Origin of the sequence: Vibrio sp. 2-1-2a, from assembly GCF_032648565.1 — a bacterium.
Lineage (GTDB): Bacteria > Pseudomonadota > Gammaproteobacteria > Enterobacterales > Vibrionaceae > Vibrio > Vibrio diabolicus.
This window is the reverse complement of sequence record NZ_WBOH01000014.1, coordinates 22,654-45,438: the sequence shown is the minus strand read 5'-3', so window position 1 is coordinate 45,438 and position 22,785 is coordinate 22,654. Positions and strand designations below refer to the sequence as shown.

Here is a 22,785-nt window from a genome sequence, read left to right as displayed (position 1 = left end):
CTATGATGCGAGGGTGAATATGCTGTTTTCGCCCTCAGCCATGTACTCACGTTGTCAGTTTGCTATACACTGGCCGCCATTTTTTAGGTGAGGCCAGAATATGGACATTCTTTCTGCAGCGACCATGCTGTTTCTAATCATGGACCCTCTCGGTAATTTGCCGATTGTGTTGTCTATTCTCAAGCACATCGATCCTAAGCGTCGCCGTAAGGTATTGATTCGTGAACTACTGTTTGCCTTACTAATCTTGATGTTGTTTCTGTTTGCAGGACAAAGCATCTTAAGTTTTTTGCATGTCCAGCCAGAAACGCTCAGCATTTCAGGTGGCATTATTCTCTTCATTATCGCGATTAAGATGATCTTTCCGAGTGCTGGCAGCATCACTGGACTGGCGGCAGGCGAGGAGCCCTTTATTGTTCCGATGGCCATTCCTATGATCGCGGGCCCTTCAGTGATTGCAGCATTGCTTTTGCTATCTTCACAGCATCCAGAAAAAATGTTGGAAATGTCCGCATCAGTTGTGATTGCGTGGGGCGCAACATTTTTTATTCTAATGTTTTATGGCTTCTTTAATCGTTTGTTGGGCGAGCGTGGCTTAAAAGCGGTAGAGCGTTTAATGGGCTTGTTGCTGGTGATGATCTCTACTCAAATGTTTTTGGATGGTGTTAAGAGCTATCTTGGGTGATGGAATAAACGTAATAAAAAAGCCGCTCTTGTGAGCGGCTTTTTAGTATTTGGGCGATTACATCATGTGTTTACGACGAATATCGAGCAGGGCAAAAATACCAAAGATCAGGATAGAATATTTTTCCCAACTGCTCATTTTAATTTTGTCGCCAAATGCGCCAATGAAGATGGCCATTTGCAAACCGTGCATGATGAACAAAAAAGCGGTCATGATGTACAGCGCAATCGCGGCATTGCCGGGAAACGGCATAAAGATATTGAGGATCAATACTAACCAAACAAAGGCGATAGCCGCTTTGGCCAGCATAATTAATGCTTTCATTTAAGTGTCCTTTTAAATCGAGGCGTTATGCGGAGGTACGTTCATACAGACGATAGCTCACTTGGCCTGCTGTTTTTTCTCGATGTAACTGCCAGTTTTCTGGTAAGTCGGCAATATTGAGTTCTTTTTCTGTTTCAATATAAATCATCGCATCTTCCGCGAGCCAGCCATTTTGTTCTAGCAGAGCCACGGTCTCATCCAATAGACCTTTGCGAAACGGTGGGTCAATAAACACCACATGGTGAGCAGTACCCGGCTGTTCTAAAAAGCTCAGTGCGTCGGTATTTACCACTTGGATGTTGTTCGCGTTAAGAGACGCCACGTTCTTTTGTAACTGTTGGAAAGCTTGTGGGTTCAGCTCGACCATGGTCACTTGCTCTGCTTGGCGCGAAGCCGACTCAAAGCCTAAGCCGCCGGAGCCGGCAAATAAGTCGAGACATTTTGCTTGCGGCACATCTTGAGCCAGCCAGTTAAATAGCGTTTCTTTGACGCGATCGGTCGTTGGGCGTAAGCCTTCAGCATCGTGTACAGGAAGTTTTCTGCCTCTCCATAAGCCACTAATAATGCGAACAAAGCCCGTTGTTGGCTTTTTTTGTGATGAGTTTTGCTGGCGACGTCTTACCATAGATTTTTTGACCGCTAATAAAGTGATACTATATCTAATCGCCCAAGCCGTGAGCTTGGAGCTTGGATACAGCCCAGAATATTCAAGATGACAGAGTGTAACACTAATAAGATTAGAATTACCTAATCGGAAAGTTTTCACAACTTTGTCATTAGCCTTTTTTAGACAGATAATAATCTTGTCAAAAAAGAGTCATTAATAGATAAAAGAACAATCTAGGATAGCCCCAGATGACGGAAAAAAAGAAGCGCGGATTACTTTCGTGGCTAGGTTTTGGTGACGAAGAACAAAGCCCAAAACCAAAAACTGAAGAAACAGTAAAAGAAGAAGCAGTGGAAGCGCCTTCTGAAGAGCAGCAAACCGACGCGGCTGCTGAGCAAGCGGAAGCAACGCCAGAACTTGAAGAAGAATCGAAAAAAGCGGAGGCTGCCCCAGCAGAAGCAGAAGCAGAAGCAGAAGCAGAAGCAGAGGAGCCAGAAGTCGTATCGGCCGCGCCTCGTGTTCAAGAACAAGAAAAGCCAACAGAAAGCTTTTTTGCTCGTCTTAAACGTAGCCTAAGCCGAACAAAAGCAAATATTGGTGCTGGCTTCTTCGGTCTATTCAGCGGTAAGAAAATCGATGAGGACTTATTTGAAGAGCTAGAAGAGCAACTGCTTATTGCTGATGTGGGCATGAATACCACAACAAAAATCATCAACAACCTGACAGAAAAAGCCACACGTGGCGATCTGAAAGACGGCGAAGCCCTTTATGGTTTGTTGAAAGAAGAAATGGCTGAGATTCTTTCTAAAGTCGAACAGCCACTAGAAATCGACAGCAACAAAACGCCTTACGTCATCTTAATGGTTGGTGTAAATGGCGTGGGTAAAACCACGACCATCGGTAAGCTTGCCAAGCAGTTCCAAACTCAAGGCAAAAAAGTGATGCTAGCGGCGGGCGATACCTTCCGTGCGGCGGCGGTTGAACAGCTACAAGTATGGGGTGAGCGTAATAATGTTCCTGTGATTGCTCAACATACTGGCGCAGACAGTGCTTCTGTTATCTATGATGCGATTGAAGCGGCAAAAGCACGTGGTGTGGATGTTGTGATTGCTGATACAGCGGGTCGTCTACAGAACAAAGCGAACCTAATGGAAGAGCTGCGTAAGATTGTACGTGTGATGAAGAAAATTGATGACTCTGCACCACACGAGATCATGCTAACGCTAGACGCAGGTACAGGGCAAAATGCCATCAGCCAAGCGAAACTTTTCAGTGATGTTGCCCCTCTAACCGGGATTACTTTGACTAAGCTGGATGGTACAGCGAAAGGCGGCGTAATTTTCGCTATTGCTGATCAGTTTGGTATTCCAATTCGTTACATTGGTGTGGGTGAAGGTATCGAAGACTTGCGTCCATTTGAAACTCAAGAGTTTATTGACGCACTGTTTAGTCGTGAAGAATAAAAAGAGTTAGAGGAAATCAACGGTGATCAAATTTCAGCAAGTAAGCAAAGCTTACCGAGGTGGTCGACAAGCACTGCAAAAAGTCGATTTTCACCTGAGGCGCGGTGAAATGGCGTTTTTAGGCGGGCATTCCGGGGCTGGTAAAAGTACCTTGCTGAAATTGATCTGCGCGATAGAGCGACCAACTGATGGGAAAATCCATTTTAATGGCCACGACATCACGCGTATTCCAAGCAAAGACATCCCTTTTTTGCGCCGCAATATTGGGATTGTTTTTCAAGATCATCGTCTATTGATGGATCGCAGCGTATACGACAATGTCGCTCTGCCGATGCGCATCGAATCGATTTCTGAAAACGAAATCAAACGCCGCGTTTCTGCGGCGTTAGATAAAACGGGCTTACTCGATAAAGCTCGTTGCCTACCTAGTCAACTTTCTGGTGGTGAGCAACAACGCGTCGGTATTGCTCGTGCCGTAGTCAATCGACCAACGTTGCTGGTGGCTGATGAGCCGACAGGTAACCTTGACCCAGAATTATCCAACCGTGTGTTGCGTCTATTCGAAGAATTTAATCGTGCGGGAGTGACCATCTTACTCGCCACGCACGATGTGGGGTTAGTAAATACTCGCCCACAGTATCGTCATTTTGAATTAAACCAAGGCTTCCTAAGTGAGGTAGAAGACTATGGCAGGTAACAAGCACTCCCAAAAGAAGGGGAAAGGCCGCAGTGCCAAGCGTGCAAATACCGATGGTTTTTTCTCTGTCCACGCAAAACAAGCAAAATCCTCTTTTAGCGCCTTATGGCAACGACCTTTAGGTAATATCCTGACCCTAGCCGTTATCTCAATGGCACTTGCTATGCCAGCTTGTTTGTATCTACTGGGCAAAAACGTCGCGGGTGCCGCGGAAGATGTGGCATCTCCCTCGCAAGTTAGTGCTTACTTAGTAGAAGGCATGCCGGATGCACGTGTGATGGTTCTCAAAGATCAAATTGAAACTTGGCCTTTGGTAAAAGAAGTAGAATATATTTCTCCACAGCAAGGTCTGTCTGATTTGAGCCAATATGCAGGATTCGATCAGGCTATCAGCCTTTTAAGTGGCTATGCGCTACCCGGTGTGTTGGTGATTACGCCAGCCTCGGAGCTAAAAAGTGATATTCAGTCATTAGCCAAAGACGTTCGAGAGCAACAAGACGTGACCGATGTGAGACTTGACGAAGACTGGCTGGCGCGTCTTGATGCGATCAAAACTCTCGCGAGTATTATTGTCATTACTCTGACAGTGTTGATGCTCGGTGCGGTATTTTTAATCGTTGGCAACACGTTGCGATTTAATGTGCTGGCGAATAAAGAAGAGATTCAAACCATGAAACTGATCGGTGCGACGGACAGTTTTATTCTGCGTCCTTATTTGTACACGGGGATGTGGTTTGGCGTATTAGGTGCCACCATCGCGTGGTTGGTAACGGCTTTAGTGACCATTGTTATGAATAGTGCGGTGGAAGATCTTGCTGCGTTGTACGACAGCCAGTTTCGCCTGATTGGTCTAAGCTGGGATGAATCTTTGCTATTAATCATCATTGGTAGTCTTTTGGGATGCATTGCGGCGCGCTTTTCGGCGCAACGACATTTAAAAGAAATTGAACCAGTTTAAGTGATGAAGGTCTTACTACTTGGATTTTATTAGCACTAGCTAATCTGGATCCCTTGTTTAGACCGAATGTTTATGGATAATTGCTTCCCCTTCTTGAAACTTGTTCATTTTGAGTTCAAGATATCGAAGCTAAATTTGCAATGTAATGCTCCAGATCAGAGATTGATGAGGAATTGAATGACAAAAGAAGCGTATCCGATGGCTCTAGTCACGCAAGATAGCCTTGATAGCTATATTCGCTCAGTAAACAGCTACCCAATGCTGACTGCAGACGAAGAGCGTGAGCTGGCAGAACGATTACACTACAAAGGTGAGATTGAGGCTGCAAAAGGTCTAATTCTTTCGCACCTACGATTCGTTGTTCACGTTGCTCGTGGTTACTCTGGCTACGGTTTGCCAATGGCGGACCTTGTGCAAGAGGGTAACATCGGTCTAATGAAAGCCGTTAAGCGTTTTAACCCAGAGGTAGGGGTTCGCTTGGTGTCTTTTGCTGTCCACTGGATCAAAGCAGAGATCCACGAATACGTGCTACGTAACTGGCGTATCGTGAAAATTGCGACCACTAAAGCGCAACGTAAGTTGTTCTTCAACTTGCGTAAGTCGAAAAAGCGCTTGGGTTGGTTTAACAACGGTGAAGTCGAAACCGTTGCGCGTGAGTTAGGTGTTGAACCTTCTGAAGTTCGCGAGATGGAATCACGCTTAGCGGCGGTGGATTCAACCTTTGATATGCCAACTGACGAAGACGACAGCTCAAACGCTTACACAGCGCCAATGCTATACCTAGAAGACAAATCGTCTGATGTGGCTGACAACATCGAAGCTGCAAACTGGGAAATGCATACCAACAATCGTCTGGGTCATGCATTAGCGAGTTTGGATGAGCGTAGTCAGCGCATCGTGCGTTCTCGTTGGTTAGACGATGAGAAAGCAACATTGCAAGACTTAGCTGATGAGTTCGGTGTTTCTGCCGAGCGTATTCGCCAGCTAGAAAAAAACGCAATGAAGAAACTAAAATTGGCTGTGGGTGAATTTTAATTTCCACTGCTAATTGAAAGTAAGATTTTCATAGAAAGCCGAGATCATGTGATCTCGGCTTTTTTATTGTCGATCGAAAATCGATAGCGTTTGCGATCCGGATTTTATGTGCTACCTGTGTATAACTCTGTGAAGTAATTATTTATCAACTGTTCGAAACCCGGACAAAATAAGGGATTCAAGCACTTTTCCATCTGGGGATAGTTATAGATATACACACAGTTAGATCAGGATCATCACTACATATTGTGGATCAAAAGATCCAAATACACTTTATCAACGCAATTCACAGCTTTATCCACAAATGGTTGGAATGTGTACACTTTTTAAAACCCTGATGATCCATGTGTCTAAGTTTGCCGTTGGATAGGTTACAATAGCGGCAGTATACCCAAGCGGCTTCAAATATAGATTTTATGCTGTACCACGGGTGCTGATTAGCACGTTAGATTCGAGGTTGCTTGGGTATATTAATAAGACAATGAGAAAGTAAATGGATCAGTTTAAGCATATCGATGTACAAGGTGCGCAAGCGCTGCTCGAGCAGGGTGATGCGAAGCTTGTAGATATCCGTGACCCTCAATCGTTTGCCGTTGCGCATGCGGAGTCCGCGTATCACTTAACCAACGATACGATCGTTGCGTTTATGGATGAAGTGGAGTTCGAACAACCTATTCTGGTGATGTGTTACCACGGCATTAGTAGCCAAGGTGCCGCACAATATTTAGTTAACCAAGGCTTTGAACAGGTGTACAGTGTCGATGGTGGCTTTGAAGCCTGGCACCGAGCAGAACTACCGATAGTGAGAAGTTAATGAAAAGATTGGTAACGTTAAATAATCCACGTATGGCGCAAGCCTTTATTGATTATATGGCCTCTCGCCAAATTGACATCGAAATGATGCCAGAAGGAGACGGGCAATTTGCGCTGTGGCTGACTGATAGCCAGCATGAAATAGAAGCGGAAGCCGAACTTAAGCAGTTCCTTGCTAACCCGTCTGATTCAAAATACAGCGCCGCCTCGTGGGACGTTGCCGATACTCGCAAGAGCACCTTTCATTATTCTAGCCCGAGTATCATGAGCATGGTCAAAGCAAAAGCAGGCCCAATGACTTTGCTGATCATGACGGTGTGTACCATCATCTACTTGTTACAAATGTTTGGCTTTGGCAATGGAGTGTTTAAGTTGTTGCACTTCCCGGCTTTTGAGGGGCAACAATGGCAAGTGTGGCGATGGCTAAGCCATGCGTTACTGCACTTTTCAGTGACTCACATCGTGTTCAACTTACTATGGTGGTGGCAGTTGGGGGGCGACATCGAACGTCGTCTCGGTTCCGGTAAGCTATTGCAACTCTTTGTAGTATCAGCAGCGCTTTCTGGGGCTGGCCAATTCTATGTTGAAGGGGCAAACTTCGGTGGCTTGTCTGGCGTGGTCTATGCACTGCTTGGCTATTTGTGGATATTGGGTTACCGTTTGCCACATTTAGGCCTTACGCTACCCAAGCCAATCATCGTTTTTATGTTGGTATGGTTAGTTCTTGGTTTTGTGCAGCCGTTCATGGCGATTGCAAACACCGCTCACTTAGTGGGTTTACTGTCGGGGATGGCGATTGCGCTGTTTGATTCAGGCAAGATGAAATACCAACAGCAAGCCTAAAGCTGAAATGAAAAGACCGCTCAAGAGCGGTCTTTTTTATGTTCAAAACGATTTGGGTTTATTGGTAAAGGTATTTTGTAAACAACAAATCCGCAATGATGGTTTTACCTGTTTCGGGCAAAAGTGTTTCGTTGAGGGTTGTCACTAAGGTTTTGCGCAGATCTTCTCGGCCAGAAAGGGACTTAATAGTATCTTCTGTTTGCTTACCCAGTAATTCAATTACTGCATCGCGAATCAAAGGTTGGTGATGCTCAACAATCGATAAATCTTGTTGGCTCATTACCATGATGTCGATGCGCACTTGCACATAACCTAACTTTTTGCCTTTGGTGTAAAAGTTAGTAGTCAGATCAGGCTCAAGGGTAAAGTATGCCAACTTAGGTCCAGCTTCTTCCGTTTCAGCCCAACTTGGTGCGGCGAACAGTATGGTTAACGCAAAAATAATTTGGGCTATATAACGTTTGTACATATTTCTAACTTTTCTTTCTCTGGATCGCGATATTCGAATCGCTTCAGTCTTGATACAATGGGCCGTCTATAACAAATAACGGAACTTACGGTTACATACATTACTATGGACGGTAAGTTGTTGCTTTATTGTACGCATAAAGCCTCCAATTGAATACTAGTATGAATCAGCCAACATCACTCTATCTTGCTTCTTTATTGGAAGTAGAGTGGCAAAACCCCGAAGAATTCGAATTTCCAAATGAATTTGCCAAGCACTGGCTTGAAGAGCAAGGGTCTTTGTCACGTCGTTTAAAGCGACACTGCCAAGCATTAACGGTAGAATTGCTACAAAATCAGATCGTCACTGCGGCGACGTTAAAACAGGACGAAAGCCAGTTATTGTCCGAACAAGATTGCTTACTGCGAGAGGTAATTTTGTGTGGTGACAATGATAACTGGGTTATCGGACGGACATTAATTCCTCGCTCAACCTTAGTTGATCAGCAGTATGATTTGGCTCAACAAGGGGATATCCCATTAGGACTAACAGTGTTCAGCGCAGACAACGTTGAGCGAGACTCTTTGCAAATGGGATGGGTAGCCGTACCAGAAGGACGTTTGTTAGCGCGACGCTCAAGGTTGTGGATGAATCACAAACCGATGCTGGTCGCCGAGTTATTCTTATCTAATTCACCAGTTTACGCTAAGGAGACAGTGTAAATGTCCGCAGAAAAAGCCAAAGCATATTGGCAACTGATGCGCATGGATCGCCCAATTGGTTCACTGTTACTGATGTGGCCAACGATTTGGGCGCTGATTATCTCAGCCCAAGGGATGCCGAGTTGGGATGTATTTATCGTGTTTGTATTGGGTGTATTCCTAATGCGTAGCGCGGGGTGCGTGATTAATGATTTTGCTGACCGCAAAGTCGACGGCCATGTAAAACGTACCAAGCAACGCCCACTGCCATCAGGGAAAGTGACAGCAAAAGAAGCGATTGGATTATTTTTGGTTTTGGGTATCAGCTCATTCTTGTTAGTGCTGACCATGAACCCGTTGACGATTCAGCTATCCTTCGCTGGCATCGTGTTAGCGTTCATTTATCCATTTATGAAGCGTTACACTCATATTCCACAGCTCTTTTTAGGCTTGGCGTTTAGCTGGGCAATTCCAATGGCGTGGGCTGCACAAACCGGGGAGCTACCACTGATAGTTTGGTTTGTGTTTCTGATTAACGCTTTATGGACCATTGCTTATGATACTCAGTATGCGATGGTCGATCGCGATGATGATTTAAAGATTGGCATTAAATCGACGGCAATTTTGTTTGGTCGTCATGACAAACTCATCATTGGGGTATTGCAACTGATTACGCTCGCGATGTTGGTTTGGTTAGGGCAGTTCTACCAATTGGGGCAAAGTTACTACTGGACCCTTTTGATTGCAGCGTCGTTGTTTGTTTATCAGCAGCACTTAATTCGTCACCGCGAGCGGGAGTTGTGCTTTAAGGCTTTCCTCAACAACAACTATGTTGGCATGGTGATAGCGATAGGGTTATTGGTCGCATTTTGGTAAGCGAAGAAATAGCAAAAAGGCATCCGATTGGATGCCTTTTTTCTTATTTTGGAAGAAGGTAAAACGGTTACGACTGAAGTTGATGAATACTCTCTTCGATCGTCAGTTTCACTTCTGGATAAAGCAGAGTGAATAGTAATCGTGCAAATTGCTGCGTTTTCTTCGTGTCACAGTTACCATCGTTATCGAGGTATTTTTGCTGTTTGAGCGTATTGAACATAGCGGTAAACACACCTTTATCGAAGAATTCTGGCGCATTAATACCGTGTAAGCGTCCTAAACGTTGAGCAATATCTTGGCTCTTCTGTTCTAGGTCCGATTTACCGAGCTCTGGGTAAGCAACAAGCAAGTTCATCGCGATAGAGTAGCGCTGCAGTGTTTCCGTGATTGTACGACCTAGCAGAACCAAAGGCTGGTTGTTCGACTGATTGATCTCCAGCTTATCACCATCGAGGCTAATCATTTTCTGCTCGGCAAACTCATGCAGTGTTTTAACGACCAATTCATCCAACTCGTCTTCTTGATAGCTTAAGAACAACTCTTTCTTCAAGAATGGGTAGATTTGCGCGACATTCGCTTGAATCTTTTCTACCGAAAGGTTGCGCTGACGAATGATCATCTGAGCAATTAATGATGGCAGAGCAAACAAGTGGATGATGTTGTTGCGGTAGTAGGTCATCAGGATTGACTGGCTACGATCCAGCGAAATGATGTCACCCATGCTATCGGTTTCAATCACGAACTTATCAAGTGAAATCGCATGATCGACCAACTCCTCAGCACTTTCGGTAGGGATAGTGGAGGTGCTTGAGTACGGGTTGTTTTTGAGTAGCTTTAAGTAACACTCAATCTGGTTGATCAGCGAGTCACGAGAAAGTGCACGTTGACGAGAAGCAAGCAGTGCGGTTGCACACAAGGTCAACGCGTTTGCTGCCGCCGCATCGTTGATGTGCGTCATCATCTTATTAGCAAGGTCATTGACCACAGGATTCATCCATTGTGGTTTGTTACCACCCATGCTGTCGATGTCTTTCGTCCACTCAGGAGCATGCTCGTTCAAGTATTGGTTGAGCTGAATTGGCTCACCGAAGTTCACATAGCCCAAACCAAAGTTACGCAGTTTACGCAGAGTACGCAGTACAAGCCCTGCGTTTTCTTTCTCTTTGCGTTTGCCACGCAGCTCTTTCGCGTAAGTGCCTACTTCCATTACGTGCTCGTAACCGATGTAGACCGGCACTAGTGTTACTGGGCGGTTTAGACCACGTAGCATTGCTTGGATGGTCATAGCCAGCATACCCGTTTTCGCTTGCAGTAAGCGACCTGTACGTGAACGACCACCCTCACTGAAGTACTCGACTGAATAGCCTTTGGCAAACAGCTCAGCTAGATACTCGCGGAAAATGGTTGAGTACAGTTTGTTACCTTTAAAGCTACGACGAATAAAGAACGCCCCACCGCGACGGAAAAGAGGACCGGCCGGGAAGAAGTTCAGGTTAATGCCTGCCGCAATGTGCGGAGGCACCATGCCTTCATGGTATAGAACGTAAGACAACAGTAGGTAGTCCATGTGACTACGGTGACACGGAACGTACACAATTTCGTGGCCGTCTTGCGCTAAACGACGCACAGTCGAGGCGTTATTGATGTGCAACCCTTGGTATAGCTTGGTCCATAGCCAACTCAGTATGCGGTCGCCGTTTTTCACTAGACCATAGGAGAAGTCGGCGGCGATTTCATCCATGATGTCATGTGCTTCTTTACGTGCCTTATCAATCGAGATGTTTTTGCTCTTTGCTTCGTCAGCGATCGCCAGTTCAATAGCTGGAGATTTTAGTAAACGAGCAAACAACACTTGGCGTTGTGGCAGGTTTGGTCCTGAAGCAGCAAGTTTTTGGCGAGAGAAGTGGATACGCGCCACGCGAGCCAATTTGTGCGCAATTGCGCTGTCGGTACCGTGAGAGTCTGCCATATAACGCAGAGATACCACGGGACTAAAGCGAACCAAGCAGTCGCGTCCTGCTGCCATTACCGCTTTCGCCTTTTGCGGGCCATTCATTGGCTGAAGGTAAGGCTTTTGGTTCTCTTCTTTACCTGGTTTACGACCCCAAAGCACGGTTGCAGGGATCATTTGAACGTCCAACTCACTGTCCAGTTTATGCAGTTCCAGCAAGTCTGTGAACAGAGAGACAGAGTCGGTTGGGACATCATTATCGTTGTTCATCACAGTTGGACGCGCAGCGATAAAGACGAAACGGTTCAGCGTTTTGCCATTGATTTCCAGCGGACTGAGCGGGTCGGGTAGACCAAGGCTCATGGCTTGTTTTTGCAGTGTCAGCAAATCCACGTTCGAGCGGAACGGTAGGGCATATACAATCGGCTTAGCGAGGTCGATATTCAGATCTTCAATCGGGTTCGACGGGATTGTGGTGCCCTTTACCAGTACCGATAAAGGTAGTTTTAGTAATGAACGTGAAAATGATTGTCCAGAAGACATAAAGTTCACAGCCTCAATAGGTATTCAAACAGGCCTAACCTTATTTCAGTGTCCGCTTTGCATGTCTTCTATAGAAAAAGAAATGAGTACGGCAAAAGAAATAAGCCTAGGCGATAAAATTTAAGCGCAGCAAGGATACCAGAAACTGGTCAAACCTTTTAATTTTATTGGCTGTAAATTAGTCGAACTCCTAAGTTGTTGCTTTACTTTGATTAACTGAAAAGGCGGTGTTTTAAACGCATGAATAATGAACTTATTCAGCAAACGAAGTGCACTCCACAAATAAATTAAAAAACAACCAATTGGGTTTTCATTTGAGCATTTACTGGATATACTCACAGTTAACTGTATAAAAAGACAGGTGAGACATGAAGCCGTTAACGCCACGCCAACAACAAGTCTTCGATTTGATCAAAAGTAAAATCGATGACACCGGAATGCCACCAACTCGTGCAGAGATTGCGCGTGAGCTTGGCTTCCGCTCTGCGAATGCCGCAGAGGAACACCTAAAAGCGCTTGCTCGTAAGCAAGCAATTGAAATTATCCCAGGTGCATCGCGTGGGATTCGTATCCTACTTGATGACTCTGCCGCTAATGACGAACAGGGCTTGCCTTTGATTGGTCAAGTTGCTGCTGGTGAGCCGATTCTGGCTCAGGAACACGTAGAAGCGCATTACCAAGTCGATCCTGCGATGTTTAAACCGCAAGCGGATTTCTTACTTCGTGTAAATGGCGAAAGTATGAAAGACATCGGGATTATGGATGGTGACTTGCTCGCGGTGCATAAGACCCAAGACGTGAGAGATGGTCAAGTTGTCGTTGCGCGCGTTGATGATGATGTGACGGTAAAGCGTTTGGAGCGCAAAGGTTCAACCATATTACTGCATGCTGAGAATGAAGAGTTTGCCCCAATTCAAGTGGACTTAACGTCTCAGCACCTTACGATTGAAGGCTTAGCCGTTGGTATTATTCGCAATACCGATTGGATGTAAGTGTGTTTTAGCAGCCCAGTTCTTCTGGGCTGTTTTGTCTTTTCTCTTCTCTTTGTTCTACTTCCTCCAAAAGCTTGCTTATCATCTTGACCTTGTTTGTTTTGAGCAATTTATAAGCTTGATAATGTAATTGATATTCATTATCATCTTTATTAATGTCTATGTTTTCTCTCTGGCGCAGGAAATGCCCATGTCTCAGTCTAAACATCAAGTTCCTAACCATTTATTAAAGCCACTGTTATTGCGTAGCCGTGAAAGCATGGTCGACAATGGCTTGGTGTACGATCCGATAGCTGCTAAAGCGTGTTTGAGCTGTAAAATGGCGCCGGATTGTTTGAGTGGTGATATTGCGCAGAAGCAATTGCTGCACGTGACGCTGACCCAGCTTTGTGACCAGCAGGTTAGTCACTTCTTACAGCAGTATCCCGATGCTTGGATAATCAATGTCGGAGCTGGGCTGGATACCCGCTTTTATCGTTTGGATAATGGACGCTGCCATTGGATAGAGCTGGATGTGACGGAAAATTTGGTATGGCGTCAGCGCTTGTTCCACAAAAATGAACGCTATGAACATCGCTGTGGCAGTGTGGATGAAATGTCGTGGCTAGAGACGTTAGCCATTCCAGAGCAAGCACCGGTACTCATTTTATGTGAAATGGCACTGCTCGATTGCACAGAGCGTCAAGTCGCGAAATTTATTCAAACCTTGGGTCGACATTTTGTCTCTGCTGAACTGTGTATGGTGCTGGCAGGAGATTTAACGGAAACCAAGTGGGGACAAAAGCTTGGTTCTGATCGTTATGCTCATGGCTTTGAAGCGCCTGCAGAACAGATATTGCAATGGTTACCATGGGCACAGTGGGTGAAAGCTTTCTCGCCATTCGATAGATTCTGTTCTCGTTGGAAAGCTTGGCAGCGTTGGCTTAATAAGATTCCAATGTTGAAGCATCGCCTCACGCCAGTACTCGTTCATATCAAGTGGTAATTGGCTAGTCGTTAAGCGCTCAGGTACACTCGTCGATCTTACTGATGAGGTGCCTGTGACAAATTCAATCTTCTCTCCTTTATCTAACCCAAAAGTTCATCGCCAAGTCTTAGCTTTAGCGATACCTATGGTGCTGTCGAATATTACTGTTCCATTGCTCGGTTTGGTCGATGCTGCGGTGATTGGTCATCTAGACCACGCTTGGTATTTGGGCGGTGTTGCGTTGGGCAGTACCATGATCAGCGTGACATTTTGGCTGCTTGGTTTTTTGCGTATGTCGACTACTGGGTTGGCGGCGCAGTCCTATGGCGGTGAAGACCGAAAGCAACTTGCCTTGGTGTTCATGCAAGGCTCACTCATGGCACTGTTGTTTGCGTTAGTCTTCCTTATTGCCCATAACCCGATTGCTGATTTGATCTTTGGTTGGAGTGACGCCAGTGCTGAAGTGAAGCACTACGGCATGCAATATTTCTCTATCCGAGTGTGGAGTGCCCCCGCTGCGCTAATGAACTTTGTGTTGTTGGGATGGTTGCTCGGAACGCAAAATTCCAAAGCACCAATGTGGATGGTGATCATCACTAACGTGACTAATATTGTCCTCGATTTGTTGTTTGTGATCGGTTTGGGGTGGAAAGTAGAAGGCGCTGCGCTGGCATCGGTGATTGCTGACTACTCAGGTATGGGTTTTGGTCTCATGTGTGTCTGGAAAACCTGGCGAGAGAGGCAATTACCATCACCTCAAAAGTTGCTAGCCAGCACTCAACACGGTTTAGGGCGCTTCGTGAAATTGAATCGCGATATTTTCTTACGCTCTTTGTGTCTGCAAGCGGCTTTTAGCTTTATGACGTTCCAAGGCGCGAGCTTTGGTGATGAGATTGTCGCTGCAAATGCGGTTCTGATGAGCTTCCTGATGATTATCTCGTATGGCATGGATGGCTTTGCTTATGCAATGGAGGCCATGGTCGGGAAGGCGATTGGCGCCAAAGATAGGCAACAATTGAGTGCATCGCTTGTCGGCACTTTCTTTTGGAGTTTGATTATTTGCTTAGGACTGACCGCGCTCTTTGGTTTGGCGGGACCGGAGTTGATCGCCATGATCACTTCAATTGAGGCGGTACAACAGCAAGCATCGGTGTATCTACCTTGGCTGGTGGTGATGCCACTTGCGTCGATGTGGTGCTTTCTATTGGATGGCATTTTTGTCGGTGCAACCAAAGGCAAAGACATGCGCAATAGTATGTTTGTCGCGACCAGCAGTTTCTTCGTTGTCTTTTACTTATTCGCCGAGTGGGAAAATCACGCGCTGTGGTTTGCAATGACGAGCTTTATGTTGATGCGGGGTGTTGGTTTGGGGGTTATCTTTCTCTACCAATGGCGCAAGGATACTTTCCTCGCACAATGTTGATATAAAAACAGCAGGTCCAAGCCTGCTGTTTTTCTGTTTGCTATCAAGAAGCATAGATTAGAACAAGCGGTTCAAACCATTCAACGCAGCGACACGATACGCTTCGGCCATCGTCGGATAGTTGAAGGTGGTATTGACGAAATACTCGATGGTATTCGCTGAGCCTTTTTGCTCCATAATGGCTTGACCGATGTGGATAATTTCCGCGGCACGTTCGCCAAAGCAGTGAATCCCTAAAATTTCTTTGGTTTCACGATGGAACAATATCTTCAAGCTGCCGATGTCTTTCCCAGCGATCTGTGCACGAGCTAGATGCTTGAAGGAAGAGCGTCCAACTTCATACGGTACTTTCGCAGCTGTTAGCTCTTGCTCGGTTTTACCCACAGAGCTAATCTCTGGGATGGTGTAGATACCTGTTGGAATATCATCAATCAGATAGTTTTCTGCCTGACCTTTCGTAATGGCTTGTGCGACAAATCGCCCTTGGTCATAAGCGGCGCTTGCAAGGCTAGGGTAACCGATGACATCGCCTACAGCGTAAATGTGCTCAATATCGGTTTGGTAGTTACGGTTTACTTTTAGTTGTCCGCGAGAATCCGCTTCCAGACCCACTGCACCCAAATTCAACTTATCGGTGTTACCTGTTCGACCATTCGCATACAACAAACAGTCCGCCTTCATCTTCTTGCCAGATTGTAGGTGAATAATCACGCCATCTTCTGTGCCTTCGATTTTTTCATAGGTCTCATCATTACGAATTACCACACCGCTGTTCCAGAAGTGGTAAGACAGCGCATCTGACACTTCGTTATCCAAAAACTCCAACAAGCGGTCGCGGGTATTGATAAGGTCAGTCTTCACTCCAAGGCCGCGGAAGATAGAAGCGTATTCACAACCGATAACGCCTGCACCGTAAATGATGATATGGCGAGGGTCGTGTTTCAGGCTCAAAATGGAATCACTGTCGTAGATGCGCTCATGCAAGAAATCAACGTCGTTAGGCTGATACGGACGAGAACCCGTCGCGATGACAAACTTATCCGCAGAATAGATTTCTTCTGTACCATCGCTTTGCATCACTGCAATAGAGTAGTTATCGATAAATCGCGCGGTCCCGAACAAAAGTGTGCATGAGTTACGGTCATAAAAGCCCTGACGAAGTCGAGTTTGCTTATCAATGACCGACTTGGCATGACCTAAAATGTCAGAAAATGTTGCATGAACGCTGGTGTTGTTTCGGCAAAATAGCGGGTTGCTATTAAATTCGATGATGCGGCTAACGGCATGACGCAGTGCTTTTGATGGAATGGTACCCCAGTGAGTACAACCGCCGCCGACACTGCTTTCTTTCTCGACAATGGCAACATTCAGTCCCGCTTTGGTTAATCCCATTGCAGCCCCTTCTCCGCCAGGGCCACTACCGATTACGATCACGTCATAGTGATTAACATGCGCCATGATGCCTTCCTTGTTATATTTGCTTAACATTGCTTTAGCGCGATTTTAACTCATTTACTCTATTGGTACACGTAATGCCTGTTAGAGAGTGGAAGTGATCACGCAGAATCGACCAAAAGGGTGATTTGGTATGTTGTATGTCTATAAATTGCATCGAGAACATTGCAATTAGATGCATGCCAATAGTAACGTTCTCCGCGCTCAGAGCGAGCGAAGCAACATATCTTTCTCCGTAGGAGCAAATTGCGTTATATTGAGGCTCTTGTACCCTACAGAAAAAGAGCAAGTTAAGAATGAAATCGATGGGAATCCGCGCACAGCAAAAAGAGAAGACACGTCGATCATTGATCGATGCGGCATTTAGTCAATTAAGTGCGGATCGCAGCTTTTCCAGCCTTAGCTTGCGAGAAGTCGCCCGAGAGGCAGGGATTGCACCGACTTCTTTTTACCGCCACTTCAAAGATATGGATGAGCTAGGCTTAACTATGGTCGATGAAGGCGGTTTGCTACTACGTCAACTGATGCGTCAGGCGCGTCAACGTATTGTGAAAGAAGGTAGCGTAATTCGTACCTCGGTCGAAACCTTTATGGAATTCATTGAAAGTAGTCCGAACGTTTTTCGTTTGTTGTTGCGTGAGCGCTCCGGCACTTCTGCTGAATTTCGTACCGCTGTTGCTCGAGAAATCCAGCATTTTGCGGCAGAATTAACCGAGTATTTAATGAGCACCGGCGTGACCAGAGAAGAGGCGTATACTCAAGCAGAAGCGTCTGTGACTTTGGTTTTCAGTTCGGGGGCTGAAGCTTTAGATTTAGATCGACGTGAGCGCGATGAACTCGCCGAGCGATTGATCATGCAATTGCGAATGATAGCCAAAGGGGCCTATTGGTATCGCAAAGAACGTGAACGTAACCGATTAAAAGGCGGGATAGAATAATGTCGAATGGAAATAAATCTGAAAAGAAAACGCTGATTTTGGCACTGGTTGCAGGTATGTGTGGTGATGCTTTGTTGTCATGGTTGACCATGAGTGAAGTATCGTTTTCAATCTTCCCATTGATTGCACTCGTACTGGCTGTACAAGCTCTTTACCAAGAGTACCTAAATAATCCGGTATCAGAAGATATCCCATTAGTTGGCTTGGCGTGTTTCTTCGTAGGTGCGTTTGGTCACTCTGCGTTTATTAAAGCGCAATACCCAGAAGCAGGCTCAAACTTCTTTGCGATCATGGTTTCAATGATCTTACTCGCATGGATTGGTAAGAAGCTAGGTTTTGTCAGCAAGAAGACTTCTGCGGAATAAGCAAAACGAATCAAATTAAAAAAGCGAGCCATTGAGCTCGCTTTTTTTGTATTTGACGCGGTGGGTTACGCTTTGCGTTCCAATAGCACGCCCGCTTCCATATGGTGGGTATATGGTGACATAATTCCATTAACGTCCACTAATGTTTGTTGTTGTTATATAAATCAATGACTTATATTGGTTTGTTTAGATTCATTGTCCATTAAAGTCTTTATGGGTACAATAAAAACCTCACCATTGCCGTACCCCGAGCCGTACCCAGAATTTTAGAGAGTTGCTTATAATGACAAAACGAATAAACAGCAATGCCACGCTACAAGCTCTGAAGCCACAAGATAAAGAGTACTTAATCCCAGATAAAAAAATTGAAGGGCTAAATATACGCGTTCGTCCTACCGGTACAATGACATGGACATTTCGGTTTCAGATTGGAAAGAAACACGAAAAAATCTCTATGGGGCGATATGTTCAGTCAAAACCTGAGCGGGGTATGACATTAGAGCAGGCAAGAGTGGAAGCTGGTCGTTATCGGAGTTGGTTGGAGAACAATAAGAATCCAAAAGTTGAACTTGATAAAGAAAAACGTGCACAAGATGAGGCAAAGACCTTTCACGATGCATTTGAAAGTTTTGATGAGAAGCGTCTTTCTAAGCAATTACGAGGCGTTCAGTCGAGAACCATTTACAATCGAGATATAAAGCCAATTATCGGTAATGTTAAATTGGCGGATTTAAGCATATATGATCTCAATAAGGTTTTTGATGCGAAGGTTGATAAAGACGGTAACCGTATGGCTGGTGCTATCGGTGCTTGCCATAAAATCATCAATCAAGTGATTAACCATGCCTTAGCCCTCAATATGCTTGATTTTCATCCGGCCCCACAACTTAAAGCAAAGGATGTTGGAGGGGGATCTAAAGTAACAAAACGAAACCTTAGCTTTTCTGAGTTGAAGATATTGCTAATTAGCTTAGGAGAGTGGCGTACAGCTCCTTCTAACGTGCGTTTAATACGTTTCTTGTTGGGATGCGGTCAACGTATCAGTGCTGTCCTAGAAATGTGCTGGGGTGAGTTAGATCTAGAAAACAAGGTCTGGACTCTACCAGCCAGTTCAGCAGAGCGACATACTAAAAGTCCGGACAGTCGCAAAGTACCGCTCAGTGATTATCTTATTGAGTTGTTGCAAGAGCAACGTGAAAATGTTCCAAGTAAATGGAAGTTGGTTTGGCCTCAGCTCACTGTAGATAAAGCTCAAGAGCCTGCGGCAGTACGGGCATTGATCAAACGTAACTTACCAGCCGATCTAGAGCGTTTTTCACCCCACGATTTGCGTCGTACCTTTATCAGCCGTTGTAGTGAAATGGGGTTAGATATCGTGGCGATTGAAAAGACAGTCGGTCACCAGTTACCGGGTATGCTTCGAGTTTATAATCACCATGATTATCTTGATGAGCAACTAGCCGTTTTACAGGCGTGGGGCGACAAGCTTCAGACTTTGACAGTTGAGAATATTGTTCCTTTATCACCGACGAAATCGGCTTGAGTTTTAGTCCAACTTGTAAGGAAGATGCAGCCTCTTTCTAATGATTCGAGGAACTGCATCTCTACTGCTTTGATTTAGTTGTAAAACGGATATATCTAACTAAGCTCTCGGTAGGCTTTCTCAATGATATCAGTTAGAGTGTCGCCTATGTTTTTATCAGAAAGATCAACTATTCTATCTAGTTTCTTTTTGGCGTCAGGTGGAAGAATAAAAGTGTATTGCTTTTTACCACTATTTTTGGTTCTGTATTTATACTGACTCCATGCCTTACTAAATTTTAATAATAGGTTTTCTTTAATTATCTCATCATTAATAAGGTCGTACACTGCTAAGCAAGTGTCATAAGGATGAGTATTTTCAATATTTTTGAATACTCTAATTTCAGGATATAATCTATGGTTTTTACTTATGAACCTCACTAATTCTGTAGACTTTTCATTTAATCTATCTTGATCTCTTTCTAAGAACTTATTGAGTGAGTTGTCTTTACTTATAAAGTTCCACTCTTTTATTAAGTCGTTGTAAAAATTAACTGAGTTATGAGGGGTGATGTTTAATTTATCTATGTAATTAATTGCCTGATTATATTTTGTTTCTTTATCTACAGCTAATGTTTCAAATACACTTGTTTCACTTTTAGCATCGTCAAGGAATTCCTTTTCTATATATCTACAGTTATAGATAATAAATCCCCATAGCCAATTTATTTTTCTACTATCTTTTTGGTCAAAGTTACATCTTATTTTTTCTAGCAAGTCATTTTCATTATATTCTTTGATTAATTCATCCTTCAAAAATTTCGCATCGTTTTTTTCTAATCCTTTGAATGCTTTTCTTACGAGGGAGTTCTTTTTTTCTATATCTAAATCGATAAAGTTTTTAGCTTGATATCGGTGTAACTTTCTCTTTTTAAGTAGTAAAGAGATGTATGAATTTGCTTCCCTGTCACTTTGGGCCTTGGGTGGTTCAACTGATAACTTGCTATCCATAACTCACTCCTTGTTATATAAATGTTAAAATTACACAGAGTTATTATTGAGTTTTCTATGTGTTTTTAATTGGTTATTATCGTGATTTAAAGTTGTTTTTACAATGGTTTATTGAAGTTGTTTCTTGTGGTAAGTCTTCTTTTTAAAAGGGGAAGTCTGTTAGTGGGTGGTACTATGTATGGATATGCGCTGCTTTTTATTGAGTCTAGCGAGGTTCAAAGGTGACACTGTCTTGTACTATATGTGGAAACAATTAGACAGAGTATCCGAGCAGCTTATGGCTTAATAAAGCACCGAAGCCTCTAGCCTGATATAGTTTAGTGTCGCTGATAAACCGTCGGTATATAGTTATATATGTTTTATTCTTAAGCAGTATTAACAAAACTAATAAATTATTACCAATATACCTAACCTATGAGATAGATAATCTAATAGGTATAAGAATGAAGAAAGAGAAAAGGGTAAGAGTAAGGGAACCGAAAATTTACCAGGGAGAGTTATTTTACGATATAAAACTTAATCCAAAAAGGGAATACTACGAGCCTTACCTGATAAAGTCGAAAGAACTTCTTGATTATGTCACCACTGAACACAATCGGGTTATTGCTTTTAGTTTTGTTCTACGATTTCCTCAAGATCTTGAGCAGGATAGAGATATTTCATATATAACAAAGTTTAGAAGGATATTTCAGACGAAGATTGATTTTACTTTGGAAGAGAAAAAAAAGGAAAAAACTAGAGTTCATCATGTTAAGAAAGGAAATAAGGCTTTTAATATCTGGTGCAGAGAAAGGGATCGTGGCAATAATGATCACTATCATATGTTTATTCTAATGAGTAATGAAAACTTCCGATCTTTAGGGCACTATTCTACCAGCCCTGAGCCCCAAAAAAGCTTAGCGGTATTGGTTCAAGAAGCGTGGTCTGACGCTCTAGGGTATTCATATTGTGGTATGAGAGGCTTAGTTCATTTCCCTAATAATAATAAATTCAGAGTTGTACAAAATAGGTATGACACAAAGAGTAACTATGACGCCTTACTTTTCCGAATGTGTTATTTGGCCAAAAGAGAGACGAAGAATTTTGGAGAAGGGGTACGCTCATTTGGATGTAGCAGGATCAAGAGAGAACCATAAATGAGCTCTGCGAGACGAAAGCCTTAAACTCCTATTAGGAATCACGTACCAATCGTCGTACTTGTGCTTTTAGCTTAATCATGGGGTTGGCTAGAGAATCCATTAAATAATCACATCACACGGAATCCTACGAGGAAGAAGAACATAGGAGATTTCCCAGTGAGATTTATCAGATTAAAAGAAGTGATTAACATGACAGGTCTAGGGCGTTCAAGCATTTACAATTTTATGGTTGAGGGTTCATTCCCTAAAAGCGTACCTCTTGGTGGTAGAGCTGTGGCATGGGTGGAATCTGAGATAAATGAGTGGATGGAAGCTCGCTTAGCAGAGCGCAGTGAATGTTAGGTAATTTTGAGTTGATATGTAATGAGGCTAGGGAGACCTAGCCTTTTTATGCGCTGGAAGACCGGTGACAAACAATGTCTGCTATGGAATATAGCAAGCGGACTTGTTTAGCTGAGAAAGATGATTTGCTTATCCTTTATGACGATGCCTTAAGTCCCATACACGCCACTGACTGGCTTGAAGGTGCGTACGAGCGTCACCTTTAAGCTGAGTCAATGTGAAAGTGTTAGAGAAGATATCACCGCTTAGACAGTGGCTACAGAACTGATGACAGTTTTCATTTAACAGGGAATAGTTTGTTTGTACACCTAGCATAGCTTCTGCTATTTGAGCGCATTGCTCATTACCAATGGAATGGCCCTGAGCATTGCAACTCACGTAAATGGAAAGGGCTGTGGTATCTGCTAGGAATTGATGAATTGATACAGCTTCGATAAGACCTTTGCCATTACGGTGGATGATACGTCCATTTCCCACGTAGACACCCGAATGCTCAGCATATCCAAACGCGAGATCGCAATACACAATGCTCCCTCTTACTGGGGTATCCGTTTTCCAGAATAAATTTTGGATTAAGCTTTTCGATAAGCTGCCTACAACAAAGCTTCCTATTGCGTTATATGGGTTCATGTTATTTGCTCTCAAATGTAATAATCGCGAAACTAAAAAAGGCTCTGAGCTTAATGTT

25 protein-coding genes are annotated in these 22,785 nt (G+C 44.1%); 17 read left to right on the top strand and 8 right to left on the bottom strand.

Features of this window, described 5'->3' with window-relative positions; translation table 11 throughout:
• Nucleotides 1-100: 100 nt before the first annotated feature.
• Nucleotides 101-685 (top strand): YhgN family NAAT transporter, encoded by a 585-nt coding sequence (locus F7Y48_RS21940; protein WP_005393807.1) that lies wholly within the window; start codon nt 101-103, stop codon nt 683-685.
• 57 nt (nt 686-742) lie between these two features.
• Here the strand turns inward: F7Y48_RS21940 and F7Y48_RS21935 are convergent, their stop codons facing one another.
• Both F7Y48_RS21935 and rsmD read right to left on the bottom strand, forming a co-directional pair.
• Nucleotides 743-1,009, bottom strand: a complete 267-nt coding sequence (locus F7Y48_RS21935) for a DUF1145 domain-containing protein (RefSeq protein ID WP_005378704.1) — start codon at nt 1,007-1,009, stop codon at nt 743-745.
• Between the two features lie 25 nt (nt 1,010-1,034).
• Nucleotides 1,035-1,634, bottom strand: coding sequence for a 16S rRNA (guanine(966)-N(2))-methyltransferase RsmD (gene rsmD, locus F7Y48_RS21930; protein WP_054868128.1), 600 nt, complete (start codon nt 1,632-1,634; stop codon nt 1,035-1,037).
• A gap of 230 nt (nt 1,635-1,864) precedes the next feature.
• Between rsmD and ftsY the strand changes: the two genes are divergently transcribed.
• The 6 genes from ftsY (at nt 1,865) to glpG (ending at nt 7,425) form a co-directional block, all read left to right on the top strand.
• Nucleotides 1,865-3,079, top strand: coding sequence for a signal recognition particle-docking protein FtsY (gene ftsY / locus F7Y48_RS21925; protein ID WP_258663193.1), 1,215 nt, complete (start codon nt 1,865-1,867; stop codon nt 3,077-3,079).
• Between the two features lie 22 nt (nt 3,080-3,101).
• Nucleotides 3,102-3,776 (top strand): cell division ATP-binding protein FtsE, encoded by a 675-nt coding sequence (ftsE, locus tag F7Y48_RS21920; protein ID WP_005393800.1) that lies wholly within the window; start codon nt 3,102-3,104, stop codon nt 3,774-3,776.
• Nucleotides 3,766-4,734 carry a permease-like cell division protein FtsX gene (gene ftsX, locus F7Y48_RS21915; protein WP_005393793.1) on the top strand — a complete coding sequence of 323 codons (969 nt, stop codon included), beginning with the start codon at nt 3,766-3,768 and terminating at the stop codon, nt 4,732-4,734. Before ftsE ends, ftsX begins: the two co-directional genes overlap by 11 nt.
• Before the next feature lie 177 nt (nt 4,735-4,911).
• Entirely contained in the window at nt 4,912-5,769 is an 858-nt protein-coding gene (gene rpoH / locus F7Y48_RS21910) for an RNA polymerase sigma factor RpoH (protein WP_005378693.1), read from the top strand.
• Nucleotides 5,770-6,262: 493 nt separating this feature from the next.
• Nucleotides 6,263-6,583 carry a thiosulfate sulfurtransferase GlpE gene (gene glpE, locus F7Y48_RS21905; RefSeq protein WP_005378691.1) on the top strand — a complete coding sequence of 107 codons (321 nt, stop codon included), beginning with the start codon at nt 6,263-6,265 and terminating at the stop codon, nt 6,581-6,583.
• Nucleotides 6,583-7,425, top strand: coding sequence for a rhomboid family intramembrane serine protease GlpG (gene glpG / locus F7Y48_RS21900; RefSeq protein ID WP_005393785.1), 843 nt, complete (start codon nt 6,583-6,585; stop codon nt 7,423-7,425). The genes glpE and glpG overlap by 1 nt, the downstream gene beginning before the upstream one ends.
• 58 nt (nt 7,426-7,483) lie before the next feature.
• Here the strand turns inward: glpG and F7Y48_RS21895 are convergent, their stop codons facing one another.
• Nucleotides 7,484-7,894 carry a flagellar basal body-associated protein FliL gene (locus F7Y48_RS21895; protein WP_046874381.1) on the bottom strand — a complete coding sequence of 137 codons (411 nt, stop codon included), beginning with the start codon at nt 7,892-7,894 and terminating at the stop codon, nt 7,484-7,486.
• Nucleotides 7,895-8,055: 161 nt separating this feature from the next.
• Here F7Y48_RS21895 and F7Y48_RS21890 point away from each other — a divergent pair, with 161 nt between their 5' ends.
• Nucleotides 8,056-8,595, top strand: coding sequence for a chorismate lyase (locus tag F7Y48_RS21890; RefSeq protein WP_258507806.1), 540 nt, complete (start codon nt 8,056-8,058; stop codon nt 8,593-8,595).
• Nucleotides 8,596-9,450, top strand: a complete 855-nt coding sequence (gene ubiA, locus F7Y48_RS21885; protein WP_005393780.1) for a 4-hydroxybenzoate octaprenyltransferase — start codon at nt 8,596-8,598, stop codon at nt 9,448-9,450.
• Nucleotides 9,451-9,517: 67 nt separating this feature from the next.
• Here ubiA and plsB read toward each other — a convergent pair whose 3' ends face one another.
• Nucleotides 9,518-11,944, bottom strand: a complete 2,427-nt coding sequence (plsB, locus tag F7Y48_RS21880; protein WP_046874380.1) for a glycerol-3-phosphate 1-O-acyltransferase PlsB — start codon at nt 11,942-11,944, stop codon at nt 9,518-9,520.
• Between the two features lie 368 nt (nt 11,945-12,312).
• Here plsB and lexA point away from each other — a divergent pair, with 368 nt between their 5' ends.
• Nucleotides 12,313-12,936 carry a transcriptional repressor LexA gene (gene lexA / locus F7Y48_RS21875; RefSeq protein ID WP_005393778.1) on the top strand — a complete coding sequence of 208 codons (624 nt, stop codon included), beginning with the start codon at nt 12,313-12,315 and terminating at the stop codon, nt 12,934-12,936.
• 7 nt (nt 12,937-12,943) lie between these two features.
• Here the strand turns inward: lexA and F7Y48_RS21870 are convergent, their stop codons facing one another.
• Entirely contained in the window at nt 12,944-13,144 is a 201-nt protein-coding gene (locus F7Y48_RS21870) for a hypothetical protein (RefSeq protein WP_109170349.1), read from the bottom strand.
• Here F7Y48_RS21870 and F7Y48_RS21865 point away from each other — a divergent pair.
• Nucleotides 13,127-13,921, top strand: coding sequence for a class I SAM-dependent methyltransferase (locus F7Y48_RS21865; RefSeq protein WP_005393777.1), 795 nt, complete (start codon nt 13,127-13,129; stop codon nt 13,919-13,921). The genes F7Y48_RS21870 and F7Y48_RS21865 overlap by 18 nt on opposite strands.
• 55 nt (nt 13,922-13,976) lie before the next feature.
• Nucleotides 13,977-15,326, top strand: coding sequence for an MATE family efflux transporter DinF (dinF, locus tag F7Y48_RS21860; RefSeq protein ID WP_258507804.1), 1,350 nt, complete (start codon nt 13,977-13,979; stop codon nt 15,324-15,326).
• 57 nt (nt 15,327-15,383) lie between these two features.
• Here the strand turns inward: dinF and sthA are convergent, their stop codons facing one another.
• The gene (sthA, locus tag F7Y48_RS21855) at nt 15,384-16,814 is read right to left on the bottom strand and encodes a Si-specific NAD(P)(+) transhydrogenase (protein WP_005389689.1); all 1,431 of its coding nucleotides are present in this window, start codon (nt 16,812-16,814) and stop codon (nt 15,384-15,386) included.
• Nucleotides 16,815-17,077: 263 nt separating this feature from the next.
• On the opposite strand from sthA, the gene fabR reads away from it, so the two are divergent.
• From fabR to F7Y48_RS21840, 3 genes are all read left to right on the top strand, one after another.
• On the top strand, nt 17,078-17,719 hold the full coding sequence (gene fabR, locus F7Y48_RS21850; RefSeq protein WP_005378632.1) for an HTH-type transcriptional repressor FabR: 642 nt from the start codon (nt 17,078-17,080) through the stop codon (nt 17,717-17,719).
• On the top strand, nt 17,719-18,084 hold the full coding sequence (locus F7Y48_RS21845) for a YijD family membrane protein (RefSeq protein WP_005378634.1): 366 nt from the start codon (nt 17,719-17,721) through the stop codon (nt 18,082-18,084). Before fabR ends, F7Y48_RS21845 begins: the two co-directional genes overlap by 1 nt.
• A gap of 283 nt (nt 18,085-18,367) precedes the next feature.
• Nucleotides 18,368-19,627: a tyrosine-type recombinase/integrase gene (locus F7Y48_RS21840; RefSeq protein WP_213906798.1), complete on the top strand. Its 1,260-nt coding sequence runs from the start codon at nt 18,368-18,370 to the stop codon at nt 19,625-19,627.
• 95 nt (nt 19,628-19,722) lie between these two features.
• Here the strand turns inward: F7Y48_RS21840 and F7Y48_RS21835 are convergent, their stop codons facing one another.
• Complete coding sequence (locus tag F7Y48_RS21835; protein ID WP_316685386.1) at nt 19,723-20,616, bottom strand: hypothetical protein; 894 nt, start codon at nt 20,614-20,616, stop codon at nt 19,723-19,725.
• 443 nt (nt 20,617-21,059) lie between these two features.
• On the opposite strand from F7Y48_RS21835, the gene F7Y48_RS21830 reads away from it, so the two are divergent.
• Together F7Y48_RS21830 and F7Y48_RS21825 are read left to right on the top strand one after the other, a co-directional pair.
• Nucleotides 21,060-21,752, top strand: coding sequence for an inovirus Gp2 family protein (locus F7Y48_RS21830; RefSeq protein WP_316685385.1), 693 nt, complete (start codon nt 21,060-21,062; stop codon nt 21,750-21,752).
• A gap of 159 nt (nt 21,753-21,911) precedes the next feature.
• A complete protein-coding gene (locus tag F7Y48_RS21825) occupies nt 21,912-22,097 on the top strand; it encodes an AlpA family transcriptional regulator (RefSeq protein ID WP_031851691.1) in 186 nt (61 codons plus the stop codon).
• Nucleotides 22,098-22,226: 129 nt separating this feature from the next.
• Here F7Y48_RS21825 and F7Y48_RS21820 read toward each other — a convergent pair whose 3' ends face one another.
• Nucleotides 22,227-22,727: a lecithin retinol acyltransferase family protein gene (locus F7Y48_RS21820; protein WP_213906801.1), complete on the bottom strand. Its 501-nt coding sequence runs from the start codon at nt 22,725-22,727 to the stop codon at nt 22,227-22,229.
• Between the last annotated feature and the right edge of the window lie 58 nt (nt 22,728-22,785).